The following is a 21,353-nucleotide window of genomic DNA, read 5'->3' as shown; positions in this document are numbered from 1 at the left end:
AGCCAACCGGCTGAACGAGCTGCTACTCGCCGCTTAAACCCCCGGCGTTGCTCCCACCATTTGACATTGCCTCCGGAATAGCAGCGTCAACTGCGACCGGAGCGGGCAGGTACTGCGACCGGAGCGGACAGGTAGCAGCGGCGCGAGCGTCAACGGACGGCACGCACAGCCCGTTCGCTAAGATAGAAGAGCCCGAATCGGGCCAGCTCATCTGCCGGTGCAAGCCCGGCGAAAGCACAGGCAAAACCCAGGGGGTTCACCCATGCCAGGAATTGTGATCGTCGGAGTCCAGTGGGGCGACGAGGGCAAGGGAAAGGCTACCGATCTGCTCGGTGACCGCACCGACTGGGTGGTGAAGTTCAACGGCGGCAACAACGCCGGGCACACCGTCGTCATCGGTGACGAGAAGTATGCGCTGCATCTGCTGCCCAGTGGCATCCTGTCTCCTGGCGTCACGCCGGTGATCGGAAACGGCGTCGTCGTCGACCCCGAGGTGCTTTTCCAGGAACTGGACGCGCTGTCCGAGCGCGGCATCGATGTGTCCAAGCTCAAGCTGAGCGCCAACGCGCACATCATCACGCAGTACCACCGCACCCTCGACAAGGTCACCGAGCGTTTCCTCGGCAAGCGTCAGATCGGCACCACCGGCCGCGGCATCGGCCCGGCGTACGCCGACAAGATCAACCGTGTCGGCATCCGCGTGCAGGACCTGTTCGACGAGAGCATCCTGCGCCAGAAGGTGGAGGGCTCCCTCGAGCAGAAGAACCACCTGCTGGTGAAGATCTTCAACCGCCGCGCGGTCACGGTCGACGAGATCGTCGAAGAACTGCTGTCGTACGCCGAGCGGCTGCGCCCCATGGTCGCCGACACCGGTCACCTCATCGCCGAGGCACTCGAGCGCGGTGAGGTCGTCGTGTTCGAGGGCGGCCAGGCCACCATGCTCGACATCGACCACGGCACCTACCCGTTCGTGACGTCGTCCACGGCGACAGCTGCGGGCGCGGCAGCCGGATCCGGCGTCGGACCGGGATCCCTGGACCGTATCGTGGGCATCGTCAAGGCGTACACGACGCGCGTAGGCTCCGGGCCTTTCCCGACCGAGCTCTTCGACGAGACCGGTGAATGGCTCCGTCAGACCGGCGCCGAGTTCGGCGTGACCACCGGTCGTGATCGCCGCGTCGGTTGGTACGACGCCCCGATCACCCGCTACGCCACCCGCATCAACGGCATCACCGACCTCGTGCTCACCAAGCTCGACATCCTCACCGGGCTCGAGCAGATTCCGGTGTGCGTCGCCTACGACGTCGATGGTGAGCGCTTCGACGATGTGCCGGTGAACCAGTCGGCCTTCCACCACGCAAAGCCGATCTACGAGAACTTCCCCGGTTGGACCGAGGACATCTCGAAGGCCCGCACTTTCGAGGATCTGCCGAAGAACGCCCAGGACTACGTGCTCGCGCTCGAGAAGATGAGCAAGACGCGTATTTCGGTGATCGGCGTGGGCCCTGCTCGCGATCAGGTGATCGTCCGCCACGACCTCGTGGACTGACAGGCACCGGTCGCGCTGTGCGCGGAGCCTGCTCGCGCTGTGCGGGCCGCGCCCAGTCGGCGAGGTGTCAGGTATGGTCGCTGAATCGCGGCGGATGCGGCAATTCGTGACACCTCCCAGATCGAGCACTTCGGCGAGGTGTCAGGTATGGTCGCTGAGCCAGGTCGGATGCGGCGATTCGTGACACCTCCCGGGATGCCGCACATGAGGAGACGCGCATGACGCAGTTCTGGGTCGGCGGCTACGGCGCCGACATGGGTGGGGATGCCACGGGCATCGGCCTGCTCGAAGGGGATGAGGGGCGCGAGCCCACCACCCTCGCCTACCGCGGTGCCGTCGCGGATGCTGCGTCGCCATCATGGCTGGCCCGGCATCCCTCGCACGACGTCGTCTACGCAGCGCTCGAAGGCGCAGGTCACGTGCGCGCGTACCGGCGCTCGGGCGAGCGCACTCTCACGCCGATCGGGCGTTTTGTCGAGGCGGGCGCCGCCGTCTGCCACCTTGCCGTGGCCCCGAATGGTGCGTATCTGATCGCCAGTTGCTATGGCGATGGGCGGGTCGTGCGCATCGGGTTGGATGCTGCCGGCGGACTGCTCGCACCATCGATCTCGGATGCTGCAACCGACCCCTATTCGCTGGACTCTCCGGATGCCGGGGACTTCACCGGCGGCGTGCAGTTGACCGAGCAACTGGCGCTGTTCCGGCAGTTCGAGGCGGATGCTGCCGCCGAGGCCACCGCGGAAAGCGACCTGCTGTCGGCAGCCATGGCGTCGGCCGGGTTCGCGGAGCCAGCGTGGGAAGCTGCCGGACGTGCGGCCGGGGCGGCCGAAGCAGCCGAATCCGTCGCGGAGCCGGAGCCCGCGGCATCCACCCGCACCTCGCACGCTCACGCTGCCGCTTTCCTCGCCGACGGTCGGATCGCGACGACCGACCTCGGGTTCGACCTCGTCCGCATCTGGCGGGTTTCGACGAGCTCGGGTGCGCTGCTGCTCGATCACGAGATCGTGCTGCCGTTCGGGGTCGGCCCGCGGCACATGGTCGTGCATCCGAGCGGACACCTGCACGTGGTGACGGAGTACTCCGGCGAAGTCTTCACGCTCGCCGCAGGAGCTGACGGCCGCTGGGGCATCGTCTCGGCGACTCCGGTGAGCCCGGCCGTGCAGGTCGGCGTCGACTTCGCGGCGGAACTCTCGAGCTCCCGGGACGGCGCGACCCTCTACGCCGGAGTGCGCGGCAGCAACACGATCGCCGCGTTGCGGGTGCGCGGTGCCGGCGAGATCGTCGAGCCGTTCGCGCTCGCCGAATCCGGGGTCGACTGGCCGCGGCACCACCTGGTCCACGACGGCGCCCTCCTGGTCGCCGGGCAGAGGTCGAACGACATCAGCGTTCTGGACCTCGACGAGCGCACGGGTGCGCCCCGGGGCATCCGGCACCGCGCCCAGGCGCCCGCGCCCACCAGCATCCTGCTCGCCTGACCCCCTGACCCCCTGACTCGCCCCAGTCGGCCAGCCCTCCCGGCCCGCCCGCCGTTGCATCCGTCGGAGGGTGTTACGAACGTCGGAGGAATCGGCCGAAAAGGTCCTGCAACTGCAACACCCTCCGCTATACGTCACACGCGAGTCCGGAACAAGCCCGGTGACAACACGTTGCACCTCGGTAAAACTGGCATCCGAGGGAAGGTGCGGAGATGACGACAGACGAATACGACCTGATCGTGCTGGGCGGAGGGCCGGTCGGTGAGAACGTCGCCGACCGTGTGGCGCAGGCGGGCCTCACCGCGATCATCGTCGAGAGTGAGCTCGTCGGAGGCGAATGCTCGTACTGGGCGTGCATGCCATCGAAGGCGCTGCTGCGCTCGGCACAGGCGCTGCGCGCGGCTCAGAATGTCGCCGGCTCCGCACAGGCAGTGACCGGGAATCTCGACGTGCGAGCAGTCCTCGCCCGGCGTGACTCATTCGCGGCGAACTGGTCGGACGACGGCCAGGTACGTTGGCTCGAGTCAGTAGGCATCGACCTCGCCCGCGGCCATGGCCGACTCTCCGGCGAGCGTGAGGTCACCGTGACCGCCGATGACGGATCGACCCGCGTTTTGAGGGCACGTCACGCGGTGACGATCAGCACCGGAACCGATGCCTCGATCGCGCCGATAGACGGACTGGTGGATGCTGCGCCCTGGACGGGCCGCGAAGCGACGAGCGCGCAGGAGATCCCGGCATCCCTCGCCATCATCGGCGGCGGAGTCGTCGCGGTGGAGATGGCCACGGCGTACGCCTCGCTCGGCGCGCACGTGACGGTGATCGCACGGGGCGAGCTCCTCGCCAGCATGGAGCCGTTCGCGGGTGAGCTGGTAGGAGCAGGGCTGTCTGACCTCGGCGTGGATGTGCGCATCCACACCGAGACTGCTCGGGTCAGCCGCACCGAGGGCACTGTCACGATCACGCTGGGTGACGGTTCCGAGATCACTGCTGATGAGGTGCTCGCCGCGACCGGCCGCCGCCCGCGCAGTGGCGATATCGGACTCGAAAGTGTCGAGATCGAACCGGGCACCTACATCAAAACCGATGATTCGCTCCGGGTGCCGGGGAGCGACTGGCTGTACGCCGTCGGAGATGTCAACGGGCGCGCGCTGATGACCCACCAGGGAAAGTATCAGGCGCGCGCAGCGGGAGATGCGATCGCCGCCCGCGCGCAGGGCGAAAGCGTTGACGATGCCGCCTGGGGCCGTCATGTCGCCACCGCCGACCACGCCGCAGTGCCGCAGGTCGTCTTCGGCGAACCGGAGGTCGCCTCGGTCGGACTCACGGGGAAAGCCGCGGAGGATGCCGGATACTCCACCCACGTGATCGATCAGGATCTCGGGGCGGTGGCTGGGGCGTCATTGCGGGAGGACGGCTACGCCGGCAGAGCGCGGATGGTCGTCGACACGGAGCGCGACGTCATCCTCGGCGCCACATTCGTCGGCCCGGACGTTGCTGACCTGCTGCACGCCGCCACGATCGCCGTCGTCGGGGAGGTACCGATAAAGCGGCTGTGGCACGCCGTTGCGGCATACCCGACGGTGAGCGAGGTCTGGCTGCGCTTGCTCGAGGGCTACGGACGGGAATCGGCGTGAGGGCGATCCGATCACGCTTCCGCTTCGAATATCCAGGGGTCCACCCGCATGTCTGACGCATCCCGTACGCTCGAACCCAAATCCGAGGAGGCAAGACGATGAACGTTGTCCTTGCAGGAACAGTGGTCGCAGAGGTCGACGAAAGCGCATGATCGAGTTCCGCTCGGTGTCCAAGAGATTCCCCGACGGCACGCTCGCCGTCGAGGACTTCAGTCTGGTGCTCCCCTCGCGAAAGACGACAGTGCTCGTCGGATCATCCGGATCCGGCAAGACCACGCTGCTGCGCATGATCAACGGCATGGTCGAGCCCACCGGCGGTGACGTCGAGATCGATGGTGAGAGCGTGCTCGGCGGTGATCCGGTGGCACTGCGCCGCCGCATCGGTTACGTCATGCAGAACTCTGGGCTCATGCCGCACTTCACGGTCATCGACAACGTTGCCACGGTGCTGCGGTTGACCGGCACCTCGAAGAAGGAAGCGCACGAACGCGCCCGGACGCTTCTCGACACGGTCGGGCTCGATCGTGCTCTCGCCGATCGGTACCCGAGTCAGCTCTCCGGCGGCCAGCAGCAGCGCGTCGGGGTGGCACGCGGTCTTGCGGCCGACCCGAACATTCTGCTGATGGATGAGCCCTTCGGGGCCGTCGACCCGATCGTGCGCACCGATCTGCAGCAGGAGCTCATCCGCCTCCAGCGGGAACTCGACAAGACCGTGGTCTTCGTGACTCACGACATCGACGAGGCGTTCCTGCTCGGCGATCAGGTCGTCATCCTCGACAAGAGCGCCCGCATCGTGCAGGTCGGCAGCCCCAGCGAGATCATCGAGAATCCGGTCGACGATTTCGTCTCGGCATTCATCGGCATCGAACGTGGTCGGCGCGCGCTGCGCATCAAGCAGACCCCGCGGGGGAGGGTCGTCGTCGACTCCGAGGGGCGCACTCAGGGAGCGCTGCTGGATGACACGGCCGGAGCTGAGAGCGGCACATGACATGAACTGGGTCCTCGACAATCTCGGGCTGATCTTCGAGCTCAGCCTGGTGCACCTCCGGCAGAGCGCTATCCCGATAGTGCTCGGATTCTTGCTGTCATTGCCGTTGGGCTGGATCGCCTGGCGCTACCAGCTCGTGCGCGGCCCGCTGATCGTGCTGACCGGTTTGCTCTACACGATTCCATCGCTGGCCCTGTTGATTCTGTTGCCCGCGGTGGGCGGCTACTCGGCGATCAGCGAGACGAATCTCATCGTTGCGCTGACGATCTATGCGATCGCGATCCTTGTGCGGGCTGTCGCCGATGGTCTCGATTCAGTGGATGCCGCGGTTCGTCAGGCTGCGACGGCGATGGGCTACGGGGGCGCTCGCCGGTTCTGGATGGTCGACCTTCCGCTCGCTGGGCCCGTGATCCTCGCGGGTCTCCGCGTCGCCGCGGTCAGTACGATCTCGCTCGCCACGGTCGGCATCCTCATCGGCGTCACCAACCTCGGATACCTCTTCACGAACGGTCTGCAGCGTCGGATCGTCGCCGAGGTGCTCGCCGGTGTCGTTGCTGTGGTGCTCATCGCCCTGCTCATTGATCTTCTGCTGATGCTGGCCGGCCGCGTGATCATGCCGTGGGCGCGGGCCACCAGCGTCTCGAAGACGCGGCGTCCACGCGTCGCTGCAGGGGCGGCCGCATGAATCTCTTCGCCGAAGCCTTCGCCTGGCTGTTCTCTCCCGAGCGGCTGGAAGGACAGTACGCTCTGCCCACGCTGCTGGGGCAGCACCTGTTCTACACCGCGATCTCTGTCCTCGTCGCGGCGGTGATCGCTGTTCCCCTGGGCTGGCTCATCGGGCACACCGGGCGCGGACGCGAATTCGCCGTCGCGGTCGCAGGCGCGGCCCGCGCCCTTCCCTCTTTCGGACTGATGATCTTGCTCGTGCTGCTGCTCGGGGTGCTGCGCATTCCGGAGGCCGCGGTCATCACCTTCGTCCTCCTGGCGATTCCGTCGCTCCTAGCCGGCGCATACACCGGCTTCGAAGCCATCGACCGAAGAGTGATCGATGCGGCCAGGGCGATGGGCATGACCGAGTGGCAGATCTTCCGGAAGGTGGAGGTGCCACTGGGACTGCCGCTGCTTGTCGGCGGCATCCGCTCGGCACTGCTTCAGGTGATCGCGACCGTCACGATCGCCGCCTACGTCAACCTCGGCGGACTCGGTTGGCCGATCATTCAGGGCATCCCGCTTCGCCGGTTCGATCAGGTTCTCGGCGGCGCGATCCTGGTCGCGCTGCTCGCTCTCATCGTCGACTTGCTGATGGCGGTCGCGCAGCGCGCCGCCGTGCCGTCTGGGGTGCGCGCGCAGCAGCCCGGTCGTCGTCGAATTCGTCCAGGCAGAAGCACCGCATACGTCCCCGCCTGAGAACTCCAGACTCCCCACCAGAGAGGAACATCATGTTCACTGCAAGAAAGTCACGACTCGCTCTCGTCGGCGGCATCGCCGTCTCTGCCGCACTCGTGCTTGCCGGATGCGCGAGCAGCAACCCGCTGGACACGCCGACCGACTCCGACTCAACAGGTGCGGACTCGGGCTCAGACACGATCGTGATCGGCTCCCAGGCGTACTACTCCAACGAGATCATTGCCGAGATCTACGCTCAGGCGCTGGAGAACGCCGACTTCGAGGTGGACAGGCAGTTCAACGTCGGGCAGCGCGACGCGTATATCCCCGAGCTCGAATCCGGCGCGATCGATCTCTTCCCGGAGTACACCGGCAACCTGCTCGAGTTCTACGGCGATGCCGGCGACGCGACGAGCTCCGAGGATGTCTATGCGGCACTCCAGGAGGTGCTCCCCGAGGGGCTCACCGCCTTGGATTACGCCGAGGCGAGCGACCAGGACACCTACACCGTGACGAAGGAGTTCGCCGAGGCGAACGACCTCACCACGATCGCCGACCTCGCGAACGTCAGCGAGCAGGTCACGATCGGTGCGGCACCCGAGTTCGAGCAGCGGCCCTACGGTCCGGCCGGTGCCAAGGAGCTCTACGGCGTTGACCTCGCCTTCTCCGCCACTGGTGACACGACCCTGGAGGCGCTGCTGGCGGGTGAGATCCAGGTCGCCGACATCTACACCGCAGCTCCGGCATTCCAGACCGAGGAGATCGTCGCGCTCGAGGACCCCGACAGCCTGATCCTGGCATCCAATGTCGTCCCCATCGCCTCCAGCGACGTGGCCGACGAGATCGCCGATGTCATCAATGCGGTCAGCGGGGCGCTGACGGCCGACGACCTCGTCGCGCTCGGTGTGCAGAGCACGGTCGACCAGCTCTCGCCTGAGGAGATCGCGAAGCAGTGGCTGACAGACAATGACCTGCTCTGATTCTGTGAGCGGTGGGTCCGGGCGAACTGGGACAATGGAGGCATGCCCGGACCTCACCGCACGCTCTCCAAGCGCGACCTCGCTCAGCGACTCGACATCTCCCTGGAGATGGTTTCCCGGCACGGGCTCAATGACGGACTGAGCGAGGCGGAGCTCACCGCGCTCGAGCAGGACCCGCCAGCCTGGCTGGTTCAGTCCCGCGCCAACCGCAAGAAGGGTGCACGCCCGGTCTGGGCCACGCTGACCTGCGTCGTCTGCGGCTACACCGAGACGGTCCGGCCGAAGAAATGGTGGCCGGAGTTCACCTATCTCAGCTGCCGCACTCACACACCGGCGGAGCTGCCCGCCTTGGCATCAGACCAGCACCGCACCGAGATCGAGGGCGTCGGCGGCCGCTTTATCGGCATCGTCGACGTCACCGTCTGAGGTCGCTCAGACCCGCGAATCCTGGCGCGGAACCCACACCTTCTTGATGATGATCAGGATGGATGCCGTGACCGGCACGGCCACGAGCGCTCCGAGGAGCCCGAGCAGTGTGCCGCCGACCAGCGCGCCGATGACGACAAGCGAGCCGGGGATGGAGATTGCCCGGTTCATCACCTTCGGGGTGAGGACGTACGACTCCACCTGCATGTAGATCAGGTAGATCACCCCGAACACGAGGGCCATGAGCGGGTCGGTGAACAGTGCGATTCCGGTGCCGATCACCCAGAACATGAGGGAACCCACGAGCGGGATGAGGGTGATCAGGAACGCGACCACCGCCAGCAGCAGGGGGAACGGGAGCGACATCGCGGTGTACAGCACGAGAACGAGCATCGCGTTGATGAACGCCAGCGTGACCATTCCCATCACGTAGCCGCCGACAGAGTCGGTGATCTGCGTCGAGATGATGTCGGTGTTGTGGCGGTCGCGAGCCGGCACCAGGCGAAGCAGGGCCACCTTGATGACGGGAAGCGTCGCAACGAAGTAGATCACGAGCACGAGCACGATCACGACACCGGAGATGCCGGTGGCGATCGCGCCGCCGACCTGCAGTGCGCCGCCGCCGATCGTGGCGATGTTGCCGGGGTCTACGAGGAACTTCTGGATATCCGAAACGAGGTCTTGAAACTGGCCGCCGAACTGATTCTCCAGCGTGGAGTAGACGTCGGTTGCCATAAAGTCCTTGATGAGCGACGGAACGCTCTTCACGAACGCCGCGACCTGCGCGACGACGACCGGAATGATGGTCCAGAGCACGAGCGCCAGCAGCGCGATGAGGGTGAACAGCACGACGACGACGCTCCAGCCTCGGCTGAGACCGCGTCGCTCGAAGAACCGCACTGCCGGGTCGAGGCCGAGAGCTGCGAACAGCGCCAGGGCGATATAGATGATGACCGTCGACAGGTTCGACAGTGCGAGGCCGAGCATGAACGCAGCGAGCCCGCCCAGGGTCACCATGAACCCGAAGATGAATGGCCGATCGATGCGCGTCCACGAGAACCGATTCGAAGGCTCCGGGTCGATGACTGGTTTCGGTTCGATCTCGATGGTGTGATCGGGTTCTGGGGCGTGCTTCGGCTTCTTGCGCGACTTCGCGGCTTTTGGCTCTGCGACTTTTGCACGGCTCTTGGGGGCTGCTTCGGTCCGCGACTTTGCGGTGTTCTCGGATGCCGGAGCACCGTCCGGTGCAGCGTGATCGTCGGAAGCCGAGGGCTGATCGATGCTCATGCGCCAACTCTATTGTGCTCGCGCGCGATATCGTCTTAACCGCCGACGATGAGGAGACACATGACCGACGCCGATGACGCCCGGGCAGACCTGCTGCGCCTGCGAGGAAGTATCGACAACATCGATGCCGCCCTCATCTACATGCTCGCCGAGCGATTCCGCGCCACTCAGCAGGTCGGCATCCTCAAGGCAGAACATGCGATGCCGGCATCCGATCCTGGCCGCGAAGAGCAGCAGGTGGCGCGCCTGCGCGCGCTCGCCGAGCAGGCGCACCTGGACCCGGAGTTCGCGGAGAAGTGGTTCAACTTCGTCGTCGCCGAGGTCATCCGCCACCACACCGAGGCCGCCGAGGGCCGCTGACTCCCGGCGCTGAGCCTCCGGCATCGGCCCCGGTCTCAAACCTTCAGCACCTGCCCGCTGCCGATTCCCTCAACGGCCAGCGTGTAGGCGCGGCCGACCTCGTCATCCGTCACCGGTCGGTGGCCAGCGAATAGGGCGTGCGAGCCGGGGGAGTTCTCCAGAACGTCCGGCGAGACGACATTGATCCGGATGCCGCGCGGTGCTTCGGCAGCAGCGGTGATGACGAACGACTCCACCGCGCCGTTGGCGGCGGCTCCGGCAGCACCGGTGGCGATCGGCTCCCGGGCGAGTACTCCGGTGGTCAGCGTGATCGATCCGCCGTCGCGCACATGCTCGAACGCGGCGCCCACTAGTGCGATCTGCGGCAGCGCTTTCGATACGAACGCGGCGAGGTAATCGTCTCGATTCAGTTCGGTGACGTGCTTGAACGGCACTTTACCCGCGGCGACGATGATGGCATCCACTGTTCCGGTCTTCGTGAACAGCGCACGCACGGACTCCGGGTCGGTGATGTCTACCGGCCATTCGCCTGTGCGCGATGCGCGCAGAACCTCGTGTCCGCGATCCGACAGCGTGTCGGCGACGACCTTTCCGATATGTCCGGATGCTCCGATGACGATGATCCTCATGGTGCCGATCGTAGCCGCCGGCGCTTCGACAGGCTCAGCGGCCGCCTACTTCACACTCCCCGCCGTCAATCCGCCGACGAGGCGCTTCTCGATCATCATGAACAGGATGATCACCGGCAGGATCGCCACGATCGAGACACCGAACACGTACTGCCAACTCGTCTCGTACTGACCGACGAACTTCGTCAGAGCCACCGACAGCGGTTGGTTCTTATCCGTCGACAGGATCACCAGCGATGCGGCGAACTCGTTCCAGCAGGCGACGAAGGTGAACACGATCGCGGTCACGATTCCCGGCCACACCAGCGGCAGGTTGATCTTGAACAGCACGGTCAGGCGTCCAGCGCCGTCGATCTGGGCCGCCTCATCGATCTCTTTCGGGATGCCGGCGAAGAAGGAGTGCATGATCCACACCGCGAACGACAGGTTGAAGGCGGCGTTGATGAAGATCATCGCAGCCCACGTATCGCCCATGCCGAGCGTCGTGAACTGCCGGAACAGGCCCGAGGTGAGAACGGCGGGCTGCAGCATCTGCGTGACGATCACGAGGAACAGAAACACCATGCGCCCCGGGAAGCGGAATCGCGCCGTGTAATACGCAGCCGGCATCGCGACCAGCAGCACGAGCAACGTGGCGAAGACGGCGATGATGATGGTCGAGATGAGGTTGTACGGCAGCGGCGTCTCCGGGGTCGACCACATGTTGATGTAGTTCTCCCAGTGCCATTCCACCGGGAAGTACGTCGGATCGACCGAGCGGATCTGCGACTTCGTCTTGACCGAGCCGAAGAACATGATCAGGTACGGCAGTACGAAGATGCCGAGTATGAGGGCACCGGCGACCATCCGCAGGATGACCCGCGGCAGCGACACCTGGTCGGCTGTGTAGCGACGACGGCGACCGATGGATGCTGCGGCGCGGCCGCCGCCTGAGGTCGTGATGACCCGGGTCTCGGTGACAGTCATCCTCATACCTCCTTCATGGGCTTGACGATCTTCACGTACGCCGCGACGATCACGATCACGATGAGGAACGCCACCACCGACAGGGCACTGGCGACGTCGACCTTCTTTTGCAGTTCGATGTATTTGAAGATCATCGTCATGACGGTGTCTGCGTCATATCCGGGTATCGACCCGGTCATCACTTTCAGGATCGGTAGCGAATTGAACACGTTGATGATGTTGATCAGCACGGCGACGCTGAGTGCACCGCGCAACTGCGGGAAAATGATCGACCAGTAGGTGCGCACGGGACCTGCGCCATCCATCTTGGCGGCTTCCAGCGCATCGCCGGGAACGCTCTGGAGGCCTGCGAGAAGGGTGTAGGTCGTGAACGGCAGTGACACGAAGATCGCGATCACGATCGACCAGGCGAACGCTGTCGCCGGGTTTCTCGTCCACCCGTAACCCTCCGGGGTGTCGACAAACCCGATGTCGACGAGGAACTTGTTGATCACACCGAAGTACGGCTCGAGACCGTAGTAGAACACCATGGTCGTCATCACGACGGATGCCGCCCACGGGATGATGACCGCGAGCCGAACGAGCTGGCGGCCGGGGAATGCCTTGTTGAGGATCTGCGCGAGACCGAGCGAGAGCACGACGGTGATCGCGACCACCGAGACCACCCAGATGATCGTGCGGCCCATGATCGGCCAGAATGCCGGGAACGAGAACACGGCGGCGTAGTTGTCGAAGCCGACCGAGCCCTTGTCGAGTCCCGATAGTGAGATGTCCCGTGTGGAGTTGAAGAACATCACGCCGGCGGGGAAGAACACCACGCCGACGATGAGGATCAGCGCCGGCGCCAGCCACGGCAGCGCCAGCCACAGCTCGCGCCCTCCGGGCCGCTTCTGCTGCACCGCATCCGCGGCCTCGGGGGCGTGGGGACGGTCGGTGACCGCCCCCACGGGGTTCGAGGATTTCGTCATTCGGTTCATGGATCTATCCCGAACCCCTTCGCTCCCGGGCGTCAGCCCGCGTCGACCTGCGCCTGGATCTCTGCCAGCACGTCAGCGGCCGGCTTCGTCTGCAGCTGACCGAACAGCGCCTTGAATGCACCATCCGTTGCGGACCACTTCGCGTTCGTGGACGGGTAGAACTGCGCATCCGGCAGTACCTCGAGGAACGGCGCGAGCGCCTCTTCACCGGAGAGCTGCTCAGAACCCGACTTCGTCACCGGCAGGAAGCCCTCGGCCTGCACCCACGGCACGTAGACGTCTGCTGAGTAGAAGTAGTCGAAGAACGCCGTGATCGCCTCGGCCTTGTCGCCGTCGTTCTGGAACGCCATCAGCTGGTCGGCGACGCCGAGTGTGAAGGGCGAGCCATCCTGGGTGGGGATCGGCACGATGGAGTAGTTCAGCTCGGGGTTGCTCTCGGCGATCTGGCCGACCGTCGGCGGAAGACCCACCTGCATGCCGATCTTGCCCTGGATGAAGATGTCCATCAGGGGCGAGCGCTGCGTGGAACCAGGGTCAGCCTGGGTGGCACCGGCGTCGATCATCTTCTTGATCTGCTCGGCACCGGGCAGGTTCTCCGGGGTGTCGATCGTGATCTCCGACTCGTCGCCGAAGGATCCGCCGCCGCCCCACAGCCAGACGGCGGCCTCAGCCTGGGCCTCTTCCGAACCGAGCGGCATGCCGTAGCCGGCGATGCCGCCCCCGAGGCCGGAGACCTTGGTTGCGGCATCCAGGAGTGAATCCCAGTCCGTGGGCGCCTCGGCGCCGGCCTGCTCGAGCAGATCGTTGTTCACGAACAGCGCGCGAGCGGATGCGATGAACGGCAGCGCGTACGTCGTGCCCTCGAGCTGCTCGTTCTTGATGAACGACTCCTGGAAGTCGGCGAACGTGTCGGGGCTGGTGACCTCTTCGACGTCGTAGAGCAGGCCGTCGGCTGCGAAGCCGGCGAAGGGTCCGCCGTTGTAGATGTCCGGAGCCTCGCCGCCCTGAACCTTAGTGGCGACGACGCTTTCGAGGTTGTCCCAGGACTGCACCTCGAGATTGACGGTGATGCCGTCGTTCTCCGCTTCGAACCCCTCGATGACGTCTTCCCAGAGGCCCTTGGTGTTGTCGGAGTAGCTGGGCACGAGCAGGTCGATCGTGGTGGAGCCGGCTTCGCCGCCGTCCCCTCCACCGCCGGCGTCGGAGCCGCCGAACCCGCAGGATGCAAGCGCCAGAGTCGCGGTGGCTGTGATGGCTACAGCGCCCAATCGCACAGACTTCTTCATGTCTTTCCTCACTGTGTGGGTGCGCCGCCGCAAGGAGAGGAAACTCCACGCGACGGTGCGTGATGTGAGTGCGCAACTTCGCGCACGGGGTCTTTTATCTGGACTGGGTAGGAACACTACCTCTATTTGTGAAGTGTGTGAACAAAAATACTCAACTTCGTCATTGAATCGTGTCCATGACGCTATATGATTGAATCGCTCACTAAAGAACCATAAGTCTTCATTCACCGTACGTCTAGAACGGAATCGAAATATGACCGACCAGACATCCGCACCCGGCGCGCACATGCGCGCAGAGCTTCTTTCGCAGCCGACGACCTGGGCGCGCGCGGCAGATATGCGCGATGAGCAGAAGGTGCTTCCGGCCGCAGGCAAGCGCGTCGCCGTCATCGGCTGCGGCACCTCGTGGTTCATGGCGCAGTCCTACGCGGCGCTGCGTGAAACCGCCGGTCAGGGCATCACCGATGCGTACGCGGCATCCGAAGTCTTCCTCGATCGCGACTATGACGCTGTCGTCGCGCTCACCCGCTCCGGCACCACCAGCGAGGTGCTCGAGATCACCGAGCAGATCTCCGGCAAGATCCCGGTCATCGGCGTGATCGGCGACCCGACCTCACCGCTGGCAAGCATGGTCGACGGCGCTGTGCTGCTGCCGTTCGCCGACGAGCAGTCCGTCGTGCAGACGCGCTTCGCAACGACCGCGCTGACCCTGATGCGCGCATCCCTCGGGCTGCACGACGACGTCGCGCGCTCGATTGCGGATGCTGAGGCCGTGCTGGCATCCACCGACGACCCCGAGCTGGCAACCGCTGAGCAGTACACCTTCCTGGGCCGCAACTGGACGATCGGCCTGGCGCACGAGGCTGCGCTGAAGATGCGCGAGTCCTCGCAGTCGTGGACCGAGTCGTACCCGTCGATGGACTACCGCCATGGTCCGATCGCGATCGCCGCCCCCGGACGCATCACGTGGCAGTTCGGCGTCGCGCCGGAGGGTCTTGCCGGCCAGGTCGAGGCCACCGGCGGACGTTTCGTGCAGCACGATGTCGATCCGCTGGCTGACCTGGTGCGCCTGCACCGTGTGGCGCTGGAGCGTTCGGTCGGCAAGGGACTTGACCCGGATATGCCGCGAAACCTCAGCCGATCCGTCATTCTGGACGCGTGAGCACTTCTTCCTCTTCCCGGGGTCTGGGCGCGAGCATCGGCGCGGGGGCGCCGGTGCTCGCGTTCGACGTCGGCGGCACCGACATCAAATCGGCCCTGTTCGACGCGAACGGCGAAGCGCTGAGCCTGCGTCGCACACCGACGCCGGCGCGCGGAGCTGATCCAGCGCCGGCTCTCGTGGAAGAACTTGCACGCCTGGCGGATGAACTGCGGGCGGAGCATCCCACCGTCATTGCAGAAGCAGTCGGCTTCGTCGTGCCCGGCATCGTCGATACGGATGCCGGAATCGGTGTCTACGCGAGCAACCTCGGCTGGCACGACGCGCCACTGCGCAGCATCGCCGCCGAACGCTTCGGCCTGCCGGTCGCGTTCGATCACGATGTGCGCTCGGCAGCAAAGGCCGAACATGAGCTCGGCGGTGCGCGCGCGCACGACGACGTCGTAGTCCTCATCATCGGCACCGGGATCGCCGGGGCCGTGCTCGTCGGCGGCATCCCGTACACCGCGGGCGGCTACGCCGGTGAGATCGGGCATTCCCCGATCGCTGATGGGCCGGAATGCGCCTGCGGAGCACGCGGATGCCTGGAGGCCATCGCATCCGCCGGCGCTATCGCGCGCCGCTACGCTGCCGCCACCGGGACGACGCCGGACGGCGCGAAAGACGTCATCGCCCGCGCCGCAGCCGGAGACGAAGTCGCTGCCCGCGTCTGGAATGAGGCGCTGGACGCGTTGGCCCTTGCCCTCGCGCAATTGACCGCGATGTTCGCCCCCGAAGCGGTCGTGATCGGTGGCGGGCTCTCGCGCGCGGGTGGCGCGCTCTTCGACGAACTGCGTGCGCGTCTGACCGCGCGGCTCAGTTTCCATCGGATGCCCGTGCTCATCCCCGCAGAACTTGAGGGCAACGCAGGCATCCTCGGTGCCGCGCTGCGAGCCAGAGAGCTGACATGATCCTCACAGTGACCCCCAACCCCGCCGTCGATATGACCTGGGAGATCGACCGCATCGAGCCCGGCGGCACCCATCGGGCGGATGCCGGCGCTGTGCGTGCCGGTGGCAAGGGGCTCAACGTCGCCCGTGTCGCGCATGCCGAAGGGCACGCGGTGCGCGCCCTCACCACCGCGGGCGGTGCGACCGGCGCCGAGCTGCAGAGCGATCTCGAGGCTAGCGGCGTGCCGCACGTACTCGTGCCGGTTGCCGCCGACACGCGCCGCAGCATCGCCTGGGTCGATCGCGCCCTCGGCGATACGACGATCGTGAACGAGCGCGGCCTGAACCCGACCGCCGAGGAATGGGCGCGCTTCATCGCTGCCGTCAGGGAAGAGGCGGCTGCCGCCTCCGTGCTCGTGATCTCGGGCAGTTTTCCTCCCGAGGCGCCGGATTCGCTGCTCGCCGAACTGATCGCTGCGGCCGGTGACCGCGACGTGATCGTCGACACCTCCGGGCCCCTGCTGCTGGCTGCAGCAGATGCTGGCGTCGCCGTGCTCAAGCCGAATCGGGCCGAGCTCGCCGAGGCGACCGGCATCGACGACCCGCTCGACGGTGCGCGCGAGCTGGTGCGTCGCGGAGCAGGACTCGTGCTGCTGTCGCTCGGGGCGGAGGGCATGTTCGCCGTGGGTGCATCCGAGACGATCCTCCAGGCCCGCCTCCCCGCACCCCTCGCCGGCAACCCCACCGGTGCCGGCGATGCCGCTGTCGCCGCCGTGGCCACCCTTCTCGCCGACGGCATCCGCGACACCGAGACCATCCTGCGGCGTGCAACCGCGTGGTCGGCCGCCGCCGTGCTCATGCCGCTCGCGGGCGAGATTTCGCCCCAGCATCCGCAACTCGCCGCTGACCTCGTCGTCGCGACCATCCACACCTCGAAGGATTCCGAATGACTCTCGCTTCTGCTGCCGATCTGATCCGCGCTGCCGCCGACTCCGGACGCGGAATCGGTGCCTTCAACGTGATCCACCTCGAGACGGCCGAGGCGCTGGTGGCGGCATCCGCTCAGGCGCAACTGCCGGTGATCCTGCAGATCTCGCAGAACTGCGCGAAGTATCACGGGGGTCTTGAGCCGATCGCCCTGGCCACCCTGGCCGTCGCCCGTCGGGCCGAGACGCCGGTGGCCGTGCACCTCGATCACGCCGAGAACCCCGAGCTCGTCGACGAGGCGATCGCCCTCGGTTTCGGATCGGTCATGTTCGACGGCGGCGCGCTGCCGTACGACGAGAACGTCGCCCTCACCCGTGAGGTCGCGGCCCGTGCCCGCGCCGCGGGGGTGTACATCGAGGGCGAGCTCGGCGAGGTCGGCGGCAAGGACGGAGCGCACGCTCCGGGCGTGCGCACCGACCCCGATGAGGCGCGCGCTTTCGTCGCCGAGACGGGAGTGGATGCCCTGGCTGTCGCCGTCGGATCCTCGCACGCCATGCTCGATCGCAGCGCCTCGCTCGACATCGAGCTGATCGGCCGGCTGCACGCGGCGCTGGACGTTCCGCTCGTGCTGCACGGGTCTTCGGGAGTGGCGGATGCCGTCATCGCCGACGCCGTGCGCGCTGGAATGACCAAGATCAATGTCTCCACGCACCTGAACGGCTTCTTCACCCGCGCAGTGCGCGACACGCTCGCACAGGACGAGCGACTCGTCGACTCCCGCAAGTACGTGGCACCGGGCCGTGCGGCGGTCGCTGATGAGGCCGCGCGGATGCTGCGACTGTTCGCCCTGGAATCGGTATGAAGCGCGCGGCTCGCCTGACCGAGATCCTCGACCTGCTCGCAGCGCAGGGTGAGGTCTCCGTGGATGAACTGGTCGAGCGGCTCGAGGCATCCGCCGCAACCATCCGCCGCGATCTGGACAGCCTCGCCGAACAGCGGCTGCTCACCCGCACGCACGGCGGCGCGGTCGCGCAGTCGGTCGCCTACGAGCTGCCGGTGAAGTACAAGAGCCACCGTCGCACCCACGAGAAGGATGTCATCGCGCGGGCCGCATCCGCGCTGGTCACGACCGGATCCGTCGTCGGCCTCTCCGGAGGCACGACAACCACGGCGATCGCCGCGGCGCTGGCCGCACGCGATGACCTCGGAGAGTTCACCGTCGTCACGAACGCCGTGAACATCGCCTCGCAGCTGGCGACCCGCCCCGACATCAAAGTCGTCGTTACCGGCGGCGTCATCCACTCCCGTAGCTATGAGCTCGTGGGGCCGTTCGTGGAGCAGCTGCTCAGCGGCATCCATCTCGACATCGCCTTCATTGGCGTGAACGCGCTGTCGGCTGAGTCCGGGGCGAGTACGCACGATGAGCGCGAGGCGGCCGTCAACCGGATGATGGCCTCACGCGCGCGCCGTGCCATCGTCGTGGCGGACTCCAGCAAGATCGGGGAGAACGCCTTCGCGCACATCGGCGGCCCGGAGCTGTTTCGCACCGTCATCACGGATGCCCCGGCGCCCGAACTGGTCGAAGCAGGCTACGAGGTCGTCGTCGCCTGACGCCCGTCCGCTTGCCCCACCGCAGCACACTTGCAGGGCCGAAGCACACCCGCAGGGCGATCCGGCGGCGTGTCCCCAGACATCCGTACGATCGCCCTGCAAGTGGGCCAGGTGAACCCTGACGGAGGGTGTGCGCGGCGTCCGCACACACCCTCCTGAATAGTCGGTGTCTGTCGCTGCGTCCCCACGCGCATCCCCAGAACGACCGCGGCTCCCTCGTGCTCCGACCCTTCTGGAGCACCGCGCGACACCTTCCGTAGATCAAGAGCACCCACCCGCCGCTCTGATACATCGAATGGAGAAACTCTTCAGAATCCGCTTCCGTGGCACTGGAACGGGGTCCGATGCTCCGTCGTGACGGATGCCGCAGCCAGGGCCACCGCGGGCGCATCCCCGCGGCTGAGTCCCGTGTGCACAGCGCTGAGCAGCTCACTTGCGACGTCATCCGGTACGACGGCTCCGGCGGCGATCACACTGCGGGTTCCGGCATGCAGCCAGACGCGGGTCATCCCCAGTGCCTCCTCGCCCCAGCGGACGGAGGAGCGTCCGAGTTCGCACGCCGAGAGGATGACGGTGTCCGGCGCATGCGGGATCAGATCGACGTCGTAGCCGAACAGCGTCCCGTCGGCCAGATCGAACCCGGCGAACAGGGGGTTGTCGACAGCATGTTTGCCGTGCGCGGCGATGTGCAGCACGTCGACGCGGCCGGCCATGGCGGTGACAGCCTCGACGCGGGCTTCGTCGCCGGTGAGCACGTGTGCGTCACGCCAGACGGATGCCGCAGCACGCACCTCCTCGACAGCGCGGGGCACGCGCGGCCCGGCGGCGAATCCCGCTGATGCCGGCCGCGACCCGCTGCCGCGCTCCTGCACCCACCGCGACATCGAGGTCGCGAGTGTGAATGGCCGCGCAGCCATGGTGGGCAGCATCCCCCAGGGGATTCCGGACAGGATTCCTGGCACCGTCAACACGGTACGACGCTCACCGAGCACCGCGCGCAGCGGGCCGAGCAGGGCCTCATCCAGGCGCAGCATCCGCTCATCGAGGGCGCGCGCGATGACGGCTCCCATCGGGCCGGTGCGGATGGATGCTGAAACGTCGAGGTCGGCGCGGAGCCCATCGGAGGCGGCGTGTACGGCGGCGAGATCCAGCTCGACGATGCGCGTCTCCTCCGCTGTCGTGACGACGCAGAGCAACGCGGTGCCGGTGAACACATAGGTGAGGGCAGCCGTTTCGGTGCCGAGCTCGGCGCGCAGCTCTTCGAGTGCGGCGCGGGGTCGGGTGTCGCCCGCCCCGGTCGCGGACCACTGCCGGTCGCGCACCCGGTCACTCAGCATCCGCACCTGGAGGTCGGCGGTCCACTCCTTGCCGGTGAGTTCGGAGCGCAGCATCCGCAGCTCAGCGAGGTCGGCGGCCAGCTGCGGATCGTGCGGTGGGCGCACCGGCGCCACCTGCTGGCTGAGGTGACGCGCGCGCTCAGACCAGTCGAACAGGGCGGCCGGATCGCCACTGTCGGCCGCGGCGGACAGCCCGGCGAAGATCAGACCCGAGCCGTGCATGGTGGACGAGGACTGCAGGTCGAGCGCGCCGAACGAGCGCTGCCACTGGGCCAGCAGGTCGAGGCCCGCGCTGGCGTGGCGACGTGATTCGGCGTGCCGGCCCCGGGAGTGGGCGCGCACGGCGCGGAACTCGGCCGCGCGCAACCGCAACGGCGTGGGGGCATCCACCGGAAGTCGCGGTGCGACGGCGTCACCGCGGCGGGCGGCGTCGAGAGCAGCACTGAGCTGCACCGATGCCGCTTCCATCGGGAAGCCGGCCGCGCGCAGCGCCCGGGCAGTCGCCGTGAACTGGGGTGCGGGGGTTCTCAGGCCTGCGGCTACTCGGGCGTCGAGGCGAACGGCGTCGCTGCGCGCCGCCCAGCTGTCGGAACCGAGCGCACGGAAGCGCCGCGCCGCGTCTCGGGCAACGCGCTCGCCGCGCTGGGGGTCATGTCGGACGAGCGAACGGGCGAGGTGATATTCGGCCTCGGCTCGCGCCTGACGCATCCGCGCTGTTCCGAAGGTGACGGCGACGTCTTCGAGAAGACGCTCCGCTTCATCGGCCAGACCCGCCTCGCGCAGCACCTCGGCGCGGTCGAGGTCGCTCATCGCCGCGCTGACGGGTGAGCTGTCGGCGATCACCGGACGTGACTGTGCCATCAGCTCGAGCGCCATGATGAGGTCGCCGCGCAGCAGCGCCGCATACCCGAGATTGTGGCGGGCCTCGGCTGCAGCCGAGGCATCCCCTGCGGTCTCATACAGGGCGACGGCGCGCTCGAGGTCGGCGGTGCAGGCGTCGAAGGCGCGGCGCTGCATGTGTACGAGCGAGCGATTGAGCAGGCAGTTCGCCTGAGCGACGCCGTCGAGACCGTCGATTGCTTCGCTGAGCATGGCCTCGGCCTCATCCAGCCGCCCGGCGCGGGTGTACAGCACGCCGAGCTGGCCGGAGAGCACAGCGCGCGTCTGTGCGCTGACCCCTTCCTGGTCGAGTGCCTGCCGGCAGAGCTCCTCGGCGCGGGCGGGCTCGCCGGTCTGAGCGAGGGCATATGCCGTGGTTCCGGCGATTCGTGCGCGCAGATCCGGATCGTCGGTGCTCGCGGCCGCCCGGGCGAGCAGCCGTTTCCCCTCGGCGTACCGCTGCGCGTTGGTGGCGTCGCGTCCGCGTTCGTACAGTGCGCGCGCGGAAGTGGCCATCAGTCCAGGATGCCGTGAACTGCTGCTCACCGAAAGCCCGACGCCCCCG

The 21,353-nt window shown here is 66.8% G+C and carries 20 protein-coding genes; 14 read left to right on the top strand and 6 right to left on the bottom strand.

Translation table 11 applies throughout. From position 1 onward, the window contains the following. Positions 1 to 262 precede the first annotated feature (262 nt). From ACW5CM_RS13825 to ACW5CM_RS13790, 8 genes are all read left to right on the top strand, one after another. A complete protein-coding gene (locus tag ACW5CM_RS13825; protein ID WP_438252510.1) occupies positions 263 to 1,549 on the top strand; it encodes an adenylosuccinate synthase in 1,287 nt (428 codons plus the stop codon). A gap of 218 nt (positions 1,550 to 1,767) precedes the next feature. Further along, entirely contained in the window at positions 1,768 to 3,024 is a 1,257-nt protein-coding gene (locus ACW5CM_RS13820; RefSeq protein WP_457125347.1) for a lactonase family protein, read from the top strand. Positions 3,025 to 3,236: 212 nt separating this feature from the next. Further along, entirely contained in the window at positions 3,237 to 4,661 is a 1,425-nt protein-coding gene (locus ACW5CM_RS13815) for a dihydrolipoyl dehydrogenase family protein (RefSeq protein ID WP_457125346.1), read from the top strand. Positions 4,662 to 4,809: 148 nt separating this feature from the next. Next, entirely contained in the window at positions 4,810 to 5,649 is an 840-nt protein-coding gene (locus ACW5CM_RS13810; RefSeq protein ID WP_457125345.1) for an ABC transporter ATP-binding protein, read from the top strand. Position 5,650: 1 nt separating this feature from the next. Continuing rightward, positions 5,651 to 6,334, top strand: a complete 684-nt coding sequence (locus ACW5CM_RS13805; RefSeq protein ID WP_457125344.1) for an ABC transporter permease — start codon at positions 5,651 to 5,653, stop codon at positions 6,332 to 6,334. Further along, positions 6,331 to 7,056, top strand: coding sequence for an ABC transporter permease (locus ACW5CM_RS13800; RefSeq protein ID WP_438252514.1), 726 nt, complete (start codon positions 6,331 to 6,333; stop codon positions 7,054 to 7,056). Before ACW5CM_RS13805 ends, ACW5CM_RS13800 begins: the two co-directional genes overlap by 4 nt. 32 nt (positions 7,057 to 7,088) lie before the next feature. Continuing rightward, the gene (locus ACW5CM_RS13795) at positions 7,089 to 8,015 is read left to right on the top strand and encodes an ABC transporter substrate-binding protein (protein ID WP_457125343.1); all 927 of its coding nucleotides are present in this window, start codon (positions 7,089 to 7,091) and stop codon (positions 8,013 to 8,015) included. Between the two features lie 42 nt (positions 8,016 to 8,057). Next, positions 8,058 to 8,441, top strand: a complete 384-nt coding sequence (locus ACW5CM_RS13790; protein WP_457125342.1) for a DUF5997 family protein — start codon at positions 8,058 to 8,060, stop codon at positions 8,439 to 8,441. Between the two features lie 6 nt (positions 8,442 to 8,447). Here the strand turns inward: ACW5CM_RS13790 and ACW5CM_RS13785 are convergent, their stop codons facing one another. Then, positions 8,448 to 9,728, bottom strand: coding sequence for an AI-2E family transporter (locus tag ACW5CM_RS13785; RefSeq protein ID WP_457125341.1), 1,281 nt, complete (start codon positions 9,726 to 9,728; stop codon positions 8,448 to 8,450). A gap of 60 nt (positions 9,729 to 9,788) precedes the next feature. Here ACW5CM_RS13785 and ACW5CM_RS13780 point away from each other — a divergent pair, with 60 nt between their 5' ends. Continuing rightward, the gene (locus ACW5CM_RS13780) at positions 9,789 to 10,088 is read left to right on the top strand and encodes a chorismate mutase (RefSeq protein WP_438252519.1); all 300 of its coding nucleotides are present in this window, start codon (positions 9,789 to 9,791) and stop codon (positions 10,086 to 10,088) included. A gap of 35 nt (positions 10,089 to 10,123) precedes the next feature. Here the strand turns inward: ACW5CM_RS13780 and ACW5CM_RS13775 are convergent, their stop codons facing one another. Genes ACW5CM_RS13775 through ACW5CM_RS13760 form a run of 4 tightly spaced genes read right to left on the bottom strand, consistent with a single transcriptional unit; the run spans position 10,124 to position 13,946 of the window. Continuing rightward, positions 10,124 to 10,717 carry a short chain dehydrogenase gene (locus ACW5CM_RS13775; RefSeq protein WP_457125340.1) on the bottom strand — a complete coding sequence of 198 codons (594 nt, stop codon included), beginning with the start codon at positions 10,715 to 10,717 and terminating at the stop codon, positions 10,124 to 10,126. A gap of 45 nt (positions 10,718 to 10,762) precedes the next feature. Then, positions 10,763 to 11,683, bottom strand: coding sequence for a carbohydrate ABC transporter permease (locus tag ACW5CM_RS13770; protein WP_438252521.1), 921 nt, complete (start codon positions 11,681 to 11,683; stop codon positions 10,763 to 10,765). Between the two features lie 2 nt (positions 11,684 to 11,685). Then, positions 11,686 to 12,660, bottom strand: coding sequence for a carbohydrate ABC transporter permease (locus ACW5CM_RS13765; protein WP_439255495.1), 975 nt, complete (start codon positions 12,658 to 12,660; stop codon positions 11,686 to 11,688). A gap of 32 nt (positions 12,661 to 12,692) precedes the next feature. Continuing rightward, positions 12,693 to 13,946 carry an extracellular solute-binding protein gene (locus tag ACW5CM_RS13760; protein WP_439255496.1) on the bottom strand — a complete coding sequence of 418 codons (1,254 nt, stop codon included), beginning with the start codon at positions 13,944 to 13,946 and terminating at the stop codon, positions 12,693 to 12,695. A gap of 253 nt (positions 13,947 to 14,199) precedes the next feature. Here ACW5CM_RS13760 and ACW5CM_RS13755 point away from each other — a divergent pair, with 253 nt between their 5' ends. The 5 genes from ACW5CM_RS13755 to ACW5CM_RS13735 are packed head-to-tail and all read left to right on the top strand — an operon-like array spanning position 14,200 to position 18,572. Further along, on the top strand, positions 14,200 to 15,108 hold the full coding sequence (locus ACW5CM_RS13755; RefSeq protein WP_438252524.1) for an SIS domain-containing protein: 909 nt from the start codon (positions 14,200 to 14,202) through the stop codon (positions 15,106 to 15,108). After that, positions 15,105 to 16,055 carry an ROK family protein gene (locus ACW5CM_RS13750; protein ID WP_457125339.1) on the top strand — a complete coding sequence of 317 codons (951 nt, stop codon included), beginning with the start codon at positions 15,105 to 15,107 and terminating at the stop codon, positions 16,053 to 16,055. The genes ACW5CM_RS13755 and ACW5CM_RS13750 overlap by 4 nt, the downstream gene beginning before the upstream one ends. Next, positions 16,052 to 16,984 (top strand): 1-phosphofructokinase family hexose kinase, encoded by a 933-nt coding sequence (locus ACW5CM_RS13745; RefSeq protein ID WP_457125338.1) that lies wholly within the window; start codon positions 16,052 to 16,054, stop codon positions 16,982 to 16,984. The genes ACW5CM_RS13750 and ACW5CM_RS13745 overlap by 4 nt, the downstream gene beginning before the upstream one ends. Then, positions 16,981 to 17,823, top strand: coding sequence for a class II fructose-bisphosphate aldolase (locus ACW5CM_RS13740; RefSeq protein ID WP_457125337.1), 843 nt, complete (start codon positions 16,981 to 16,983; stop codon positions 17,821 to 17,823). The genes ACW5CM_RS13745 and ACW5CM_RS13740 overlap by 4 nt, the downstream gene beginning before the upstream one ends. After that, positions 17,820 to 18,572 (top strand): DeoR/GlpR family DNA-binding transcription regulator, encoded by a 753-nt coding sequence (locus ACW5CM_RS13735; RefSeq protein WP_438252528.1) that lies wholly within the window; start codon positions 17,820 to 17,822, stop codon positions 18,570 to 18,572. The genes ACW5CM_RS13740 and ACW5CM_RS13735 overlap by 4 nt, the downstream gene beginning before the upstream one ends. Positions 18,573 to 18,880: 308 nt before the next feature. Here the strand turns inward: ACW5CM_RS13735 and ACW5CM_RS13730 are convergent, their stop codons facing one another. Continuing rightward, positions 18,881 to 21,304 (bottom strand): CHAT domain-containing protein, encoded by a 2,424-nt coding sequence (locus ACW5CM_RS13730; RefSeq protein WP_457125336.1) that lies wholly within the window; start codon positions 21,302 to 21,304, stop codon positions 18,881 to 18,883. Positions 21,305 to 21,353: the final 49 nt, after the last annotated feature.

The sequence above is a fragment of the Microbacterium wangyouchuni genome (assembly GCF_054072595.1).
This window is presented reverse-complemented; position numbering and strand designations above follow the sequence as displayed.

What these genes read in the sequence shown, in the direction of transcription:
- ACW5CM_RS13795 (WP_457125343.1), top strand. Translation starts at nt 7,089, where the DNA reads ATGTTCACTGCAAGAAAGTCACGACTCGCTCTCGTCGGCGGCATCGCC.
- ACW5CM_RS13800 (WP_438252514.1), top strand. Translation starts at nt 6,331, where the DNA reads ATGAATCTCTTCGCCGAAGCCTTCGCCTGGCTGTTCTCTCCCGAGCGG.
- ACW5CM_RS13760 (WP_439255496.1), bottom strand. Translation starts at nt 13,946, where the DNA reads ATGAAGAAGTCTGTGCGATTGGGCGCTGTAGCCATCACAGCCACCGCG.
- ACW5CM_RS13810 (WP_457125345.1), top strand. Translation starts at nt 4,810, where the DNA reads ATGATCGAGTTCCGCTCGGTGTCCAAGAGATTCCCCGACGGCACGCTC.
- ACW5CM_RS13755 (WP_438252524.1), top strand. Translation starts at nt 14,200, where the DNA reads ATGACCGACCAGACATCCGCACCCGGCGCGCACATGCGCGCAGAGCTT.
- ACW5CM_RS13730 (WP_457125336.1), bottom strand. Translation starts at nt 21,304, where the DNA reads ATGGCCACTTCCGCGCGCGCACTGTACGAACGCGGACGCGACGCCACC.
- ACW5CM_RS13765 (WP_439255495.1), bottom strand. Translation starts at nt 12,660, where the DNA reads ATGAACCGAATGACGAAATCCTCGAACCCCGTGGGGGCGGTCACCGAC.
- ACW5CM_RS13785 (WP_457125341.1), bottom strand. Translation starts at nt 9,728, where the DNA reads ATGAGCATCGATCAGCCCTCGGCTTCCGACGATCACGCTGCACCGGAC.
- ACW5CM_RS13775 (WP_457125340.1), bottom strand. Translation starts at nt 10,717, where the DNA reads ATGAGGATCATCGTCATCGGAGCATCCGGACATATCGGAAAGGTCGTC.
- ACW5CM_RS13820 (WP_457125347.1), top strand. Translation starts at nt 1,768, where the DNA reads ATGACGCAGTTCTGGGTCGGCGGCTACGGCGCCGACATGGGTGGGGAT.
- ACW5CM_RS13790 (WP_457125342.1), top strand. Translation starts at nt 8,058, where the DNA reads ATGCCCGGACCTCACCGCACGCTCTCCAAGCGCGACCTCGCTCAGCGA.
- ACW5CM_RS13735 (WP_438252528.1), top strand. Translation starts at nt 17,820, where the DNA reads ATGAAGCGCGCGGCTCGCCTGACCGAGATCCTCGACCTGCTCGCAGCG.
- ACW5CM_RS13780 (WP_438252519.1), top strand. Translation starts at nt 9,789, where the DNA reads ATGACCGACGCCGATGACGCCCGGGCAGACCTGCTGCGCCTGCGAGGA.
- ACW5CM_RS13745 (WP_457125338.1), top strand. Translation starts at nt 16,052, where the DNA reads ATGATCCTCACAGTGACCCCCAACCCCGCCGTCGATATGACCTGGGAG.
- ACW5CM_RS13740 (WP_457125337.1), top strand. Translation starts at nt 16,981, where the DNA reads ATGACTCTCGCTTCTGCTGCCGATCTGATCCGCGCTGCCGCCGACTCC.
- ACW5CM_RS13805 (WP_457125344.1), top strand. Translation starts at nt 5,651, where the DNA reads ATGAACTGGGTCCTCGACAATCTCGGGCTGATCTTCGAGCTCAGCCTG.
- ACW5CM_RS13825 (WP_438252510.1), top strand. Translation starts at nt 263, where the DNA reads ATGCCAGGAATTGTGATCGTCGGAGTCCAGTGGGGCGACGAGGGCAAG.
- ACW5CM_RS13770 (WP_438252521.1), bottom strand. Translation starts at nt 11,683, where the DNA reads ATGACTGTCACCGAGACCCGGGTCATCACGACCTCAGGCGGCGGCCGC.
- ACW5CM_RS13815 (WP_457125346.1), top strand. Translation starts at nt 3,237, where the DNA reads ATGACGACAGACGAATACGACCTGATCGTGCTGGGCGGAGGGCCGGTC.